This window comes from Leekyejoonella antrihumi (genome assembly GCF_007845645.1).
Taxonomy (GTDB): Bacteria; Actinomycetota; Actinomycetes; order Actinomycetales; family Dermatophilaceae; genus Leekyejoonella; species Leekyejoonella antrihumi.
The window spans coordinates 26,175-39,436 of sequence record NZ_VCQV01000017.1 but is presented as its reverse complement, the minus strand read 5'-3'; the positions used below and the strand labels follow the sequence as shown (position 1 = coordinate 39,436).

Below are 13,262 nucleotides of genomic sequence, written 5' to 3'. Positions count from 1 at the left end.
ACTAGGATCGGCCCATCATGAGCACCTCTTCTGCACCCAGCGATGGCCGTCCCGTCCGACTTCGCGTGGCACCGTCCCCGACCGGCGACCCGCACGTCGGCACGGCCTACATGTCGATGTTTGACCTGGCCTTCGCTCGCCAGCAGGGTGGCAAGTTCATCCTGCGCATCGAGGACACCGACCGCGTCAGGTTCCAGGAGGACAGCGAGCAGCAGATCTTCGACACGCTGCACTGGCTCGGACTGAACTGGGACGAGGGCCCGGACCTCGGTGGGCCGTTCGAGCCCTACCGGCAGTCCGAGCGACTCGGCACGTACAAGCCGTATGCCGACAAACTGGTTGCCGAGGGCCATGCGTACAACTGCTGGTGCTCCAGTGAGCGGCTCGCCGAGATGCGTGACATGCAGCAGAAGACCAAGCAGCCGACCGGCTATGACCGGATGTGTTACGGCAAGACGCGCGAGGAGCGCGCCGAGCTGCCCGGTTTCAGCGACAAGCCGGTCGTGCGCATGCTGGTCCCGGACGACGTCCAGCTGACGTTCACCGACCTGATCCGCGGCCAGGTCAGCGCACCGCGACCCGACGACCAGGTGATCGTCAAGGCCGACGGGTTCCCGACCTACCACCTCGCCGTTGTCGTCGACGACCACGAGATGGGCATCACCCACGTGGTGCGCGGCGAGGAGTGGATCTCCAGCACGCCCAAGCACATCCTGCTCTACCAGTGGCTCGGCCTGCCGATGCCGCACTTCGCGCACATGCCTCTGCTGCGTGATGAGAAGAAGGCGAAGATCTCCAAGCGCAAGAGCCCGTGGGCGCGCCTCACCTGGTTCAAGGAGCGGGGCTACCTTCCCGAGGCCCTGATCAACTTCCTGGCGCTGCTCGGCTATCCGCCGATCATCGAGTCGGACGGGAGTGAGCGGGAGATCTTCACCTTCGCCGAGTTCACCGAGCGCTTCGACTGGTCCAAGGTCAACGCGGTCGGCCCGATCTTCAACCTGGAGAAGCTCACCTGGCTGAACGGACACTACATCCGCGAGCTCGAGTTGGATGACCTGTGCGCGCGTCTACTGCCCCACCTCCAGCATGACGGTGTGCTGTCGGAGCAGCCATCCGCCGACGACCTGGCGCGTCTCAAGCGGATTGGTGAGCTGATCCAGACTCGGATCACGTTGCTGACCGACGCGACCGCGCTCGTGGCGCCGTTCTATCTCGACGACGCCGCCCTGGAGGTTGCCGACGATGCCCGCAAGCAGCTGAAGGACGGCGCGCCACAGGTCCTCGACGCCGCAACTGCCGTCCTTGAGCCGATCAGTGACTCCGTCGGTGCGTCGGATGGTGCGCAGTGGACCGCCGAGCGGATCGAGGCGGTCTTGCGCGAGACACTCGTTGAGGGGCTGGGAATCAAGCCCCGGCTCGCCTTCGGGCCGCTACGCACCGCAGTGTCCGGCCAGAAGATCTCACCCCCGCTGTTCGAGTCGATGGAGATCCTGGGAAAGGAATCGACCCTCGCACGCCTGCACGGCCTGCGCGCCTCGCTGTGAGTGGTCGCGCCGTCGCCGGCGTACTGCTCGATCTCGACGACACTCTGATCGACACGACAGCGGCCCTCGTGGCTGCCGGTGCGGTGGCTATGGCGGCCTTGTGGCCGGACGCACCGACCGACGTGCACCGGGCGGCCGCGCGGCTGTATCGCGACGACCCGGCGGGGCTCTTCCGCCGTTTCATGCAGGGCGAGATCACGTTCGAGCAGATGCGCGCCGTCCGCCTGACGGCGGTGTGCGACAAGTTCAGCCTGGATCCGGTGGAGGATGCCGGTCCCCGCTACGACACGGCGTTCGCGCCGGCGTTCCGCGCGGCCTACGGCGAGCCGGGCCGGCTCTTCGAGGATGCCGTGCCGCTCATCGAGCGGATAAGAGCGCAGGGGACACCGGTTGGTCTGCTCACCAACTCCAACGACGACTTCACCAAGGCCAAGCTCGAGGCGACCGGGCTCGCGGGACGTTTCGACTGCGTCGTAACGCGCGATGCGCTGGGTTTCGGCAAACCGGACCCCAGGGTCTTCCACCACACCTGCCAGCTGATCGGCATCGACCCCGGCCGATCGACGTACATCGGGGACGACCTGCACGCCGACGCGCTCGGTGCGGCGGCGGCGGGGATGACCGGCATCTGGTTGAACCGTACGAGCGGGGGAGTGGACTCGAAGGTGGCGTTCGACCGCGCGCCGGCCGCGGCGGAGATCCCTGCGCACATCCGCGTCGTCGAGACGCTCACCGAGGTCTAGCTCGCGGGGCACCGAGTCACGGCCTCGATTTGGGCTAGAGGACCCGAGGCAGGTAGAGTCTCCCCTCGGTTCACCCCTTCAGGATTGTGGGGCGTGATACCCCCTTGGGGTATGGTGTAATTGGCAGCACGACTGATTCTGGTTCAGTTAGTCTAGGTTCGAGTCCTGGTACCCCAGCGCTGATCAACAGCGATTGCAAGATCGTGGTGGATTCGGAGAAATCTCACGGATGCCGTAGGATTTCGTCCGCTTGCGCATTCGGCTCGCCGAGTGTGAAAGACGCAATGGCCCCGTTGTGTAGCGGCCTAGCACGCCGCCCTCTCAAGGCGGTAGCGCCGGTTCGAATCCGGTCGGGGCTACATTCGTGAAGGACCCCAGCTCATCCGAGCCGGGGTCCTTCATATTTCATCGGCGCAGCTCTGCTGGTGGCGTCAGTGCGTCGCGGTTGCGTGACATTCGCCACCCAGGGAGCTCATCGACTGCACCGTGCGCCGGTAGGACGCGGAGCCGACAGGTGCCTTGTGCACGACATGACCGGGGCCGACGTAGACCGGCAGGTAGGACATCGACCGGTGGATCCGGCCGTGAGCGTCGCGCCGGAACGTCAGGGTCGCGATGACACCGTCCTGAGCGGACTCCGACAGATCCGCCGACGGGCCCAGTGCATCGAGACGATCACGATGTCCGCGCGGGCGGCCCGTGCCCGCCGCGCGTCGGCAACGATGCCGGCCGAGCTGCGGGCGGGGTAGAGATTGGTGCGCAGCCAGGGAGCCGACGGTGGCGGCTGGGCGGTGTCGTGCTCTACGGCGTTGTCCACCGAGTAGCTGTAGGGCAGCTGCGCCCGCATACGCCCAGCGCAGTGACGAACCACCCTCAGTCGAGGCCGAACCGCTGCGCACTGACATCCTGCTGCCCGAGCCGGCGCAGGGTGATCAGGATCGGGTCGATCAGGACCGTCGCCACGACGACCTGGCGCACCGCGCCCTGCGGGTCGTCCGGCACGGACTCGACGTCGACCTGTGCGACCTCGTGCATGCTGGTCGCGTAGGTGCGTAGTCGCTCGTCCGGCACCGCAACACCGGCCGCATCCGCGGCATCCAACTGGTGCTCGAGATCGGTCAACAGGGGTGAGCCGGGGTCGATCCGCCAGCTAAGGTCGTTCATCAGCGCCCGTGCTCGTGGACAGGAGACAGGCTCCGCCCTCGTGCTGCCCGTCAGGGCGCACTGCGCGGCGCCGAGCAGGTCGTGGCGCCTGTCCGGTGGGCTCTCGAGCGCCTGCACCACCTCCTTGACGCTCGCGAGGCTGAGACCGCCGGCCTCGATGAGCGCACGCACCAGCCGCACGCGTGCCACATGCGACGCGTCGTAGTCGGCCTGGGTGCGTCCCCGGCTCGCACCGGCGTGCAGGAGGCCCTCGCGCAGGTAGTACTTCAAGGTGGCGCGGGCAACACCGGTCTCGTCTGAGAGCTGGGAGATCTTCATTGACATTGGATAGTACTACTAGCCATTATTGGAGAGCGCTACTATCCAATGGAGGAAATCATGGGTGACCGCACGACGCACGCCCACACCGGTGAGCTCGCCGTGTTCCTGATCGGTATGCGGATCAATGCCGTGTGGCGACCGGACCTCTGGGGGCCGACGATCGCCGCAATGCGGCCGATGCTGACCGAGCTCTACGAGAACAAGGCAGCCGCACGGGCCGGCGACGTCCCCTGGTGGGGCTTCTATGACGCCCGCACGATGGTCGACGGGCGCGGGCCGACGGTGCTGCAGTACTGGCGCAGCGTCGATGACATCTACGCCTACGCAAACGACACCGAGCTACGACACCGGCCGGCCTGGGGGGCGTTCTATCGCAGGGCGCGCCGTGGCGACGGTGCGGTCGGCATCTGGCACGAGACCTATCGCATCCCGGCGGGCGGTCACGAGTCGATCTACACGGGGATGGCGCCGACGGGCCTGGCTCGGGCGACCGGCTCGGTGCCGGTCGCCCGTCGTGGTGAGCGCGCGCGTGAGCGGATCGCGTCGTGGAAGGGTTAGGCGGACTCGCTCTGCCGCGGCTGTGAGGCCGCGTGTGCTCGCGCGAGCACCTCGGTGAGCTTGTTGGCGCCCGCGACGACCGTGGCCGCATGCAGCCGACCCGGCTGGCGGGACACTCGGTCGATCGGGCCGGAGATCGAGACCGCGGCAATGACGCGGCCGGACGGGCTGCGCACCGGCGCCGAGACGGAGGCCACGCCTTGTTCGCGCTCGCTGACGCTCTGGGACCATCCACGTCGGCGAACGGCGGACAGCATCGTCGCGGTGAACTTGGCACCCTGGAGTCCTCGGTGCAGTCGGTCGGGCTCCTCCCAGGCCAGCAGCACCTGTGCGGCCGAGCCCGCCTGCATCGACAACGTGGCTCCGACCGGGATCGAGTCCCGCAGCCCCATGGGGCGATCGGCGGCCGCAACGCAGATCCGCTGGTCACCTTGACGGCGGAAGAGCTGCGAGCTCTCATTCGTGTGGTCCCGAAGCGCTCCGAGCACCGGCCCGGCGGCGGCAAGCAGTCGGTCCTCGCCGGCGGCCGACGCAAGCTCGCTCAGGCGAGGGCCGAGCACGAAGCGACCCTGCATGTCGCGCGCGACGAGTCGGTGGTGCTCGAGCGCAACCGCCAGGCGGTGCGCCGTGGGGCGAGCGAGTCCGGTGTGCGCGACCAGCTGGGCCAGGGTCGAGGGACCGGCTTCCAGGGCTGAGAGCACGATGGCGGCCTTGTCGAGCACGCCCACTCCGCTAGAGTTGTCCATGCACTGATACTGACGTCTCATTCCGCGAGACGCAAGTCCTTCACTCGAACTCCCGCGAGATTCTTGTCACAGATGGAAGGAGAAAGCGTTGAAAAAGACACTGGCTGAGAAGGTCTGGCGCCAGCACGTCGTGCGGGCGGCCGACGGGGAACCCGACCTGCTCTACATCGACCTTCACCTGCTGCACGAGGTGACCAGCCCCCAGGCATTTGACGGTCTCCGCCTCACCGACCGGTCCGTTCGCCGCCCCGATCTAACAGTGGCGACCGAGGACCACAACGTGCCGACCACGCCCGGCCCGATCACCGACCCGGTCAGTCTGACCCAGGTGGAGACGCTGCGCAAGAACTGCGCCGAGTTCGGGGTGCGGCTCTTCTCGATGGGTGATGCGGAGCAGGGGATCGTGCACATCATCGGTCCGCAGCTCGGGCTGACCCAGCCGGGGGCGACGATCGTCTGCGGCGACAGCCACACCTCGACGCACGGTGCCTTCGGCGCGCTCGCGTTCGGCATCGGGACCAGCGAGGTCGAGCATGTCCTGGCAACCCAGACGCTGCCGCTGAAACCGTTCAAGACCATGGCGATCAACGTCGACGGCGACCTGCCGGACGACGTCTCGGCCAAGGACATCATCCTGGCCGTCATCGCCAAGATCGGCACGGGCGGCGGTCAGGGCTACGTCCTCGAGTATCGCGGGTCGGCCATTCGCAGCCTCTCCATGGAGGCGCGGATGACGATCTGCAACATGTCGATCGAGGCCGGAGCACGGGCCGGCCTGATCGCGCCCGACGAGACGACCTTCGAGTACCTGCACGGACGTGACTACGCGCCCAAGGGATCCGAGTGGGATGCGGCGGTGACCGCCTGGCGGGAGTTGCGGACCGACGACGGCGCGGAGTTCGACGCGGTCGTCGACATCGATGCCGCCACCCTGGCGCCATTCGTGACCTGGGGCACCAACCCCGGTCAGGGCCTGCCGCTGTCGGCGAGCGTGCCCGACCCGGAGATGTTCCCCGACGAGGGCGACCGTTCGGCCGCCGAGCGGGCCCTGTCCTACATGGGCCTGGAGCCCGGGACCCGGTTGCGGGACATCAAGGTCGACACGGTCTTCCTGGGGTCCTGCACGAATGGCCGCATCGAGGATCTGCGCGCGGCGGCCGGCGTCATCAAGGGCCGGCAGGTTGCTGCCGGCGTACGCATGCTGGTGGTGCCCGGCTCTGCAAGAGTGCGTCTGCAGGCCGAGTCCGAAGGGCTCGACCGGGTCTTCGCCGAAGCCGGCGCCGAGTGGCGACTGGCCGGGTGCTCGATGTGTCTGGGGATGAATCCCGATCAACTGACACCCGGGGAGCGGAGTGCGTCCACGTCGAACCGCAACTTCGAAGGGCGGCAGGGCAAGGGTGGCCGAACTCACCTGGTGAGCCCGGGGGTTGCCGCCGCAACAGCCGTTCGGGGCACGCTTTCGAGCCCAGCCGACCTGGCCGGAAGCCGCTGAGGCGCAGGGAAGGACACAGCTGTCATGGAGAAGTTCACTACGCACACCGGTGTTGGCGTGCCGCTGCGCCGCAGCAATGTCGACACCGACCAGATCATTCCGGCGGTCTACCTCAAGCGGGTGACTCGGACCGGGTTTGACGACGGGCTGTTCGCCGCATGGCGCGGTGATGAGACCTTCGTTCTCAACAATCCGGTCTACACCAGAGGTTCGGTCCTCGTGGCCGGGCCGGACTTCGGCACCGGATCATCCCGAGAGCATGCCGTGTGGGCCCTGATGGACTACGGCTTCCGGGTTGTGCTGTCATCAAAGTTCGCTGACATCTTTCGAGGCAACTCGGGCAAGTCCGGGCTGCTGACCGCGCAGCTGCGGCAGGAGGACATCGAGCTGCTGTGGAAGCTGCTCGAAAACAGTCCGGGCACTGAGGTGACCGTCGATCTGGAGCATCGGATGGTCACTGCGGGGGAGCACGTGTTCGCCTTCGAGGTGGATGAGTACACCCGCTGGCGCCTCCTGGAGGGCCTCGATGACATCAGTCTGACGCTGCGACACGCGGATGAGATCAAGAACTTTGAAACGTCTCGGCCCGCCTGGAAACCCCGGGTAGAGCCGGCTCGCTGATCGGCTCAGGAAGCGCCGGTACCTCGTTGAAAGCGAGGTGCCGGCGCTTTCGTCATGCTGAATAAAGTTCGGAATAAATAAGATTCGAATTTCACCCGAAGGTCTGAAGTTTTCTCGTCAGACTCTGCGAATGTGTCGCGCCGGGTGGAATGAGTCCAAAATTGCCCGCCAATGCTGTTGTGCGACAAGGCGATGCAAGGGCGGGTCGGCTTGCCGCCAAGGCCCTGCGCGGCATACCGTCTGTCCCAGCCGGACTAATCGTCCGGTGTGAAAGAGGCAGAGCCGGCGACAGCCGGGTCGCGTGTATCCCTGAAGGGGCAACCATGAACAAGGCAGAACTCATCGAGAGTCTGGAGAATCGCCTCGGCAGCAAGAAGGCTGCCAGCGAGGCGGTCGAGGCCGTTGTCGATGCCATCATCCGCGAGGTTGCCAAGGGCAACAAGGTGGGCATCACCGGTTTCGGCACATTCGAGAAGATCGCACGGGCAGCCCGCACCGGCCGCAACCCCCGCACCGGTCAGACGGTGCGCATCCGTAAGACCGCGGTGCCCAAGTTCAAGCCGGGCACCGCCTTCAAGTCGGTCGTCGCCAACCCCCGTTCGTTGCCGAAGTCGGGCAACGCCGGTGGCCGCGCGAGCGCGGGCACCTCCGCGGCACCCGCGGCGAAGAAGGCCGCCGCGAAGAAGACCACCGCCAAGAAGGCGACTGCGGCGAAGAAGGCCACGGCCAAGAAGGCGACTCCGGCGAAGGCTGCCGCGAAGAAGACCACCGCCACAAAGGCCACGGCCAAGAAGGCGACTCCGGCGAAGGCTGCCGCGAAGAAGACCACCGCCACGAAGGCCGCTCCGGCGAAGGCTGCCGCGAAGAAGACCACGGCAAAGAGGGCAGCAAAGCGCTAGTCGGGTCACTGACCAGGCGTACACCGAGAAGTGCCGATCCCGCTGAGGGGTCGGCACTTCCGGGGCGTTCGGCGGCTATCGAATGCGCTGGCCCGGGCCGATTCCCTCGATCCACAGCCGTTCCACCCCGGAGGGACCGACGTCGATGCTGACCCGCTGTCCGGTGCGTACATGGCGCAGACGCGAGGCGGAGAACACCGATGCGCTGAACGCGAGCTCGCGCCCGTTGTCGGTCAGGACGGAGCCCTCGCCGGTCGCGAGGTCGAAACGATGAATGGTGGCCTGCACGACGTTCAGGGTAGTGACATCTCGCCCGTCAGGTCATCGGGCCCTGTGCTTGAGCGATTGGCCAGCACGCGTGAGGTCGCCGGCCCGAGGCCGAGCGCGGATGCCGCTGCAAGCGCGACATCGTCGTCGACATCGGTGCGCAGGCGAGGGAGTGCAAGATCCAGCCGAGTTGCGGTGCGCGCGTGTCGAGCCGCGGAGCCGGTGCCGAAACGGGGCTGTAGGCGCGCCACGTCGTGGTGAGCCAGCAGCACTGTGCCCGTGCCCTCATGGTCGGGCACGAGTGAGGACTCGGCGGCAGCACAGGCATGCAGACCGTCATACAGCTCGGTCGCCGTCAGTGCAGGCAGGTCGCCGAGGAGGATAGCACCGGCCACGCCCGGGTGATGGCTGATGGTTGCCGTGATACCGGCAACGACAGCAGCATTGAGACCGCGACCGGGGTCGGGCAGGACGCGGGCCCCCCGGAGACCCACGTGCGTGGCGATCTCGGAGTCACTGCTCACGACCACGAGGTGGTCCGCCGGTAGGACCTCGAGGACGACTTCCAACGTATCTATGGCAATGGCGAGCGCGAGGTCGCTACGTTGGACCCCGTGCGGTGGATGCAGCCGTGACTTGCCCTGGTGGTGGTCCTTCACTGGGACGACCAGGTGCCAGGTCGAGGTGACTGCGGCATTCACGGGCATGATGGTGTCAGATGGGTTGTCGACAGATGTCGGCGGTTCCGGTCGACAGCAGAGCCAGCACCGGTCAAGATGGCTCGAACATCGTTAGCGAAGGAGGCCCGGTTGTCCCGCCCACCGATGAGCGAGCAGATCACGCCCCTCTACGAGCATGTGATCGCCGGGCTGCGACCGATGCTTCGACAGATCACCGTCCAGGACTGGAGGGGCACGGAATATGTCCCTCGGACGGACGGATTCGTCGTCTCCTCGAATCACCTGTCCTACCTCGATCCCTTCGTGCTCGCCCACTTCCTCGTGGACCAGGGCAGGGCTCCGCACTTCCTCGCGAAGAGCTCGCTCTTCAAGCCTCCCGGCGTGCGGCAGGCCATGGAGGGCACCGGCCAGATCCCGGTCTATCGCGGCACGGCGCGCGCCGTAGACGCCTTCAGCGCCGCGCTGAAGGCCATCGCGAACGGCGCCTGCGTGTGCGTCCTCCCCGAGGGCACGTTGACCCGAGATCCCGACCTGTGGCCGATGACGGGCAAGAGCGGGGCCGCCCGGATAGCCCTGGAGACGGGATGTCCACTGCTTCCCGTCGGAGTGTGGGGCACACAGGACGTGCTCTGGCCCTACCGTGGCAGGGTGCCCAGACTCCTGCCCCGCAAGACGATCCACGTGTATGCGGGTCCTCCGGTCGACCTGGATGATCTGCGTGGGCAGCAAGTGACCGGGGGCCTGCTGAAGCTGGCGACCGAGCGGCTGATGGACGCGATCACCGCGCAGGTGGCTCTGGCACGACGGATGGAAGCACCCGAGACGCGCTGGAACCCCAACGAGCACGGTGGATACAAGGGAGCGCAGTGATGACCCGTACAGCGGTGCTGGGCAGCGGCAACTGGGGCACGGCATACGCCGCCATCTTGGCCGATGCCGGCCAGGAGGTGTGCCTCTGGAGCAGGCGCAGGGAGGTTGCCGACGAGATCTCGGCGACCCACGTCAACAGTGCATACCTGCCGGAACTGATGCTTCCGGAGTCTGTGACCGCGACCAGCGACCCGGAGCGGGCGGTCGAGGGGGCCGAGATCGTCGTCCTGGCCGTGCCGTCGCAGAGCCTGCGCGACAACCTCGCCCAGTGGGGGCCGGCGCTACCTCGAGATGCAGCGATCGTGTCCTTGATGAAGGGAATCGAGCTCGGCACGGCAAGCCGGATGAGCCAGGTCATCGCCGAGGCCGGGAAGGTGGAGCTGGAGCGGATCGTCGTAGTCTCCGGCCCGAATCTGGCCAAGGAGATCGCCGCGAAGCAGCCCGCTGCGGCAGTTGTCGCGTCCAGCAGCGCCCGCATGCGTGCGAAGGTCGCGGAAGTGAGCGCAGCCCCCTACTTTCGTCCCTACCTGGGCGGCGACGTGGTCGGGACAGAGATTGCCGGAGCCGTGAAGAACGTCATCGCGCTGGCCGTCGGGATGGCGAGCGGGATGGGCATGGGAGAGAACACCATGGCCAGCCTGCTCACCCGAGGGCTCGCAGAGACGGCACGACTCGGCGCCGCTCTTGGCGCGGATCCGCAGACGTTCCTAGGCCTCGCGGGTGTGGGCGACCTGGTCGCGACATGCACGTCTCCGCTGTCTCGCAACCGGACCTTCGGTTACAAGCTCGGCACGGGAATGACCTTGGCGGAGGTCGTCGCGGTGACCAAGCAGACCACCGAAGGCGTCAAGTCGTGCGAGTCGATTCTGCAGCTTGCCCGGTCGGTGAACGTCGAGGTGCCGATCGTGGAGAACGTCGCGGCAGTCGTGCACGAGGGCCGCAAACCGATCGATGTCCTTGAGGCACTGATGTCCCGGGCGCGCAAGCACGAGGCTTCCTAGCCCGGTCTATTGGGCCGGGTTCCGGGGAGGATCAGCTGCCGGCGCGCAGTGCGGTGTCCAGGTCACGCCAGAGGTCCTCGACGTCCTCGATGCCGACGCTGAGACGCACCAGGTGCTCCGGCACGGACTTGGGCTCCAGTGGGTGGCGGCGGCGTCGCTCGAGCATCGACTCCACACCGCCGAGACTGGTGGCCGGCAGCCAGAGCCGCACGGCGTGCTCCAGCGCCTTGGCACTCGCGATGCCACCGACCGGTTCGATGGCGATGATCGCGCCCCGGCCGGGATAGCGGACCCGTTCGATGGCCGGGTGCTGCTGGAGACGATCCACCAGCACGGCCGCGCTCGCGCAGGCCCGCTGCAGACGCAGGTGGAGGGTCCGCATACCGCGTAGTGCCAGCCAGGTCTCCATCGGTCCGGGAATGGCTCCGTGCAGAGTGCGATAGGTGGTGAGGCGTTCGTGGAGGTCGTCGCTCGCGGCGATCGTGGCTCCGAGCAGAAGATCGGAGTGTCCGGACAGGTACTTCGTCACGGAGTGCACGACCACGTCGGCGCCGAGCTCGATCGGCCGCTGCAGCAGCGGCGTGGAAAAGGTGTTGTCGCAGACCGACAGGACTCCGCGGGCACGGGCCTGCTCGAACACGGCGGGCAGATCGGCCACTTCGAGCATCGGGTTGGTAGGCGACTCGAGGTAGACCAGCGCGGCGCCGTCCATGGCCTGCACAACCTCACTCGTGCGCGTGACGTCCACCCGACGCACCTGCAGCGCCCCGTCGGACTCCAGCTGTGCCAGCAGGCCGCCAGTGCCGTTGTAGGCATGCTGTGGGGCCACCACGACGGTCCCCGGCGGGCGGGATGCGCTGCCACCGTGGCCAGTGAGGGACAGACTGGCGGCGATGGCCGCCATGCCACTGGCAAACGCCAGAGCGCGACCGCCCTCGAGGCATCCCAGCGTCTCTTCGAAGGCACTCCAGGTGGGGTTGCCGCTGCGCGCATAGCTGAGCTCGCCGTCCGCCAGATAGGTCGACGTCAGCTCGACGGCCGGCCCAACCGGTGCGCCGGGCTCACGTGGTGGGCGGCCCAAGGTCACCAGTTGCGAGTCGACGGACAGGTCGGACGGCATCTGTGGCATGGCGACAGGGTGGCACGCCGAAGAGGCCGGCAGCACCGGCGACCGCATATCGGGCGCTACGCTCAGGCGTGATGAGCACTGCAGCCCACCCCAGCCCAGCCGGATCCCGGTCCGCCAAGCCCGTTGTCGCGATCGTCTTCGGCGGCCGGTCGTCCGAGCACGCCGTCTCCTGCGCGACCGCCGCGAGTGTGCTCCGGTCGATCGACCGGGACCGGTTCGACATCGTGCCTGTCGGGATCACCGAGCAGGGCCGATGGGTGCTGATGGCGGACGACCCCGAACCGCTCCAGCTGGCCATCGGCCGCACCCCGCGCGTCGAGGGCACCAGAGAGGTTGTGCTGTCGGCAGATCCATCCAATAGCGAGCTGACCGTTATGGACCCGGGGCAGCCTCCGCAGCTGCTCGCGGAGGTCGACGTGGTGCTGCCGCTGCTGCACGGTCCATTCGGCGAGGACGGCACCTTGCAGGGCTTCCTCGAGCTGGGCGACGTGCGGTATGCCGGGTCCGGTGTTGCCGCGTCTGCGGTCATGATGGACAAGGCACTGATGAAGGTGGTCTTCACCTCCGCCGGCCTGCCGGTCGGCCCCTATGTCGTCATCACGGACAAGCAGTGGCGTCGCGACCCGGCCAGCTGCATGGATCCGGTGCCGGCTCTCGGCTGGCCGGTCTTCGTCAAGCCTGCCCGCGCCGGATCAAGCGTCGGCGTGGTCAAGGTGGACCGACCCGAGGACCTCAAGGACGCGATCGAGCACGTTCGGCAGTTCGACCCGAAGGTGCTGGTGGAGGCCGCCATCGAGGGGCGAGAGGTGGAATGCGGTGTGCTCGAGGGCCACGGCGCGCAACCGGCTCGTCCGGGCGAGGTCGGCGAGATCGAGGTGGTCAAGGGCAAGCACGGCTTCTACGACTTCGAGGCGAAGTACCTGGGCGACGACGCGCAGCTGACCTGCCCGGCGAATCTGCCCGACGCGGCCGCGAAGGAGATCAAGGAGCTGTCCGTCAAGGCGTTCGAGGCGGCCGGCTGTGAGGGCCTGGGCCGGGTCGACTGGTTCTATCAGCGGGACGGTCGAGTGGTGCTCAACGAGATCAACACGATGCCGGGATTCACTCCGTCCTCGATGTTCCCGCGGTCCTGGGACGCGGCCGGCATCGACTACACCAGCCTGATCACCGAGCTGATCGAGCTCGCGCTGGAACGTCGGATCGGACTGCGCTGAAACCCACGAAGGC

General features: G+C 67.2%; 16 protein-coding genes and 2 tRNA genes. 11 read left to right on the top strand and 7 right to left on the bottom strand.

Annotated elements, in window-relative coordinates:
* Positions 1 to 17: 17 nt before the first annotated feature.
* From gltX to FGL98_RS12870, 4 genes are all read left to right on the top strand, one after another.
* A complete protein-coding gene (gene gltX / locus FGL98_RS12885; RefSeq protein ID WP_146317175.1) occupies positions 18 to 1,544 on the top strand; it encodes a glutamate--tRNA ligase in 1,527 nt (508 codons plus the stop codon).
* Positions 1,541 to 2,287, top strand: a complete 747-nt coding sequence (locus FGL98_RS12880) for an HAD family hydrolase (RefSeq protein WP_186526154.1) — start codon at positions 1,541 to 1,543, stop codon at positions 2,285 to 2,287. Before gltX ends, FGL98_RS12880 begins: the two co-directional genes overlap by 4 nt.
* Positions 2,288 to 2,392: 105 nt before the next feature.
* Positions 2,393 to 2,464: transfer RNA gene (locus tag FGL98_RS12875), tRNA-Gln, on the top strand.
* A 109-nt stretch (positions 2,465 to 2,573) separates the two neighbouring features.
* A tRNA-Glu gene (locus tag FGL98_RS12870) sits at positions 2,574 to 2,646 on the top strand.
* Between the two features lie 72 nt (positions 2,647 to 2,718).
* Here FGL98_RS12870 and FGL98_RS26745 read toward each other — a convergent pair.
* From FGL98_RS26745 to FGL98_RS12860, 3 genes are read right to left on the bottom strand one after another with little or no spacing between them, the layout of a single operon-like run.
* On the bottom strand, positions 2,719 to 2,853 hold the full coding sequence (locus FGL98_RS26745) for a hypothetical protein (RefSeq protein ID WP_281289177.1): 135 nt from the start codon (positions 2,851 to 2,853) through the stop codon (positions 2,719 to 2,721).
* A gap of 38 nt (positions 2,854 to 2,891) precedes the next feature.
* Positions 2,892 to 3,134: a CapA family protein gene (locus tag FGL98_RS12865; RefSeq protein WP_146317173.1), complete on the bottom strand. Its 243-nt coding sequence runs from the start codon at positions 3,132 to 3,134 to the stop codon at positions 2,892 to 2,894.
* A gap of 26 nt (positions 3,135 to 3,160) precedes the next feature.
* A complete protein-coding gene (locus FGL98_RS12860; RefSeq protein WP_146317172.1) occupies positions 3,161 to 3,769 on the bottom strand; it encodes a MerR family transcriptional regulator in 609 nt (202 codons plus the stop codon).
* A gap of 60 nt (positions 3,770 to 3,829) precedes the next feature.
* On the opposite strand from FGL98_RS12860, the gene FGL98_RS12855 reads away from it, so the two are divergent.
* Entirely contained in the window at positions 3,830 to 4,330 is a 501-nt protein-coding gene (locus FGL98_RS12855; RefSeq protein ID WP_146317171.1) for a DUF4188 domain-containing protein, read from the top strand.
* Here the strand turns inward: FGL98_RS12855 and FGL98_RS12850 are convergent.
* Positions 4,327 to 5,076: an IclR family transcriptional regulator gene (locus FGL98_RS12850; protein ID WP_146317170.1), complete on the bottom strand. Its 750-nt coding sequence runs from the start codon at positions 5,074 to 5,076 to the stop codon at positions 4,327 to 4,329. The two genes, FGL98_RS12855 and FGL98_RS12850, sit on opposite strands and share 4 nt — an antisense overlap.
* Positions 5,077 to 5,164: 88 nt before the next feature.
* Here FGL98_RS12850 and leuC point away from each other — a divergent pair, with 88 nt between their 5' ends.
* The 3 genes from leuC to FGL98_RS12835 all read left to right on the top strand — a co-directional run bounded on the left by leuC (position 5,165) and on the right by FGL98_RS12835 (position 8,088).
* The gene (gene leuC, locus FGL98_RS12845) at positions 5,165 to 6,568 is read left to right on the top strand and encodes a 3-isopropylmalate dehydratase large subunit (protein ID WP_146317169.1); all 1,404 of its coding nucleotides are present in this window, start codon (positions 5,165 to 5,167) and stop codon (positions 6,566 to 6,568) included.
* 24 nt (positions 6,569 to 6,592) lie between these two features.
* Positions 6,593 to 7,189, top strand: coding sequence for a 3-isopropylmalate dehydratase small subunit (leuD, locus tag FGL98_RS12840; protein WP_146317168.1), 597 nt, complete (start codon positions 6,593 to 6,595; stop codon positions 7,187 to 7,189).
* A 323-nt stretch (positions 7,190 to 7,512) separates the two neighbouring features.
* Complete coding sequence (locus FGL98_RS12835; protein WP_146317167.1) at positions 7,513 to 8,088, top strand: HU family DNA-binding protein; 576 nt, start codon at positions 7,513 to 7,515, stop codon at positions 8,086 to 8,088.
* A 75-nt stretch (positions 8,089 to 8,163) separates the two neighbouring features.
* Here FGL98_RS12835 and FGL98_RS12830 read toward each other — a convergent pair whose 3' ends face one another.
* Positions 8,164 to 8,376 (bottom strand): hypothetical protein, encoded by a 213-nt coding sequence (locus FGL98_RS12830; protein WP_146317166.1) that lies wholly within the window; start codon positions 8,374 to 8,376, stop codon positions 8,164 to 8,166.
* A gap of 5 nt (positions 8,377 to 8,381) precedes the next feature.
* The gene (gene cofC / locus FGL98_RS12825) at positions 8,382 to 9,056 is read right to left on the bottom strand and encodes a 2-phospho-L-lactate guanylyltransferase (RefSeq protein ID WP_186526153.1); all 675 of its coding nucleotides are present in this window, start codon (positions 9,054 to 9,056) and stop codon (positions 8,382 to 8,384) included.
* Between the two features lie 108 nt (positions 9,057 to 9,164).
* Between cofC and FGL98_RS12820 the strand changes: the two genes are divergently transcribed.
* Both FGL98_RS12820 and FGL98_RS12815 read left to right on the top strand, forming a co-directional pair.
* Positions 9,165 to 9,905 carry a lysophospholipid acyltransferase family protein gene (locus tag FGL98_RS12820; protein WP_246136528.1) on the top strand — a complete coding sequence of 247 codons (741 nt, stop codon included), beginning with the start codon at positions 9,165 to 9,167 and terminating at the stop codon, positions 9,903 to 9,905.
* Positions 9,905 to 10,906, top strand: coding sequence for an NAD(P)H-dependent glycerol-3-phosphate dehydrogenase (locus tag FGL98_RS12815; protein WP_146317164.1), 1,002 nt, complete (start codon positions 9,905 to 9,907; stop codon positions 10,904 to 10,906). Before FGL98_RS12820 ends, FGL98_RS12815 begins: the two co-directional genes overlap by 1 nt.
* Before the next feature lie 31 nt (positions 10,907 to 10,937).
* On the opposite strand, the gene FGL98_RS12810 is transcribed toward FGL98_RS12815, so the two are convergent.
* Positions 10,938 to 12,035 carry a trans-sulfuration enzyme family protein gene (locus FGL98_RS12810; protein ID WP_246136527.1) on the bottom strand — a complete coding sequence of 366 codons (1,098 nt, stop codon included), beginning with the start codon at positions 12,033 to 12,035 and terminating at the stop codon, positions 10,938 to 10,940.
* Between the two features lie 71 nt (positions 12,036 to 12,106).
* Between FGL98_RS12810 and FGL98_RS12805 the strand changes: the two genes are divergently transcribed.
* Positions 12,107 to 13,249 (top strand): D-alanine--D-alanine ligase family protein, encoded by a 1,143-nt coding sequence (locus FGL98_RS12805; RefSeq protein WP_146317163.1) that lies wholly within the window; start codon positions 12,107 to 12,109, stop codon positions 13,247 to 13,249.
* Positions 13,250 to 13,262: the final 13 nt, after the last annotated feature.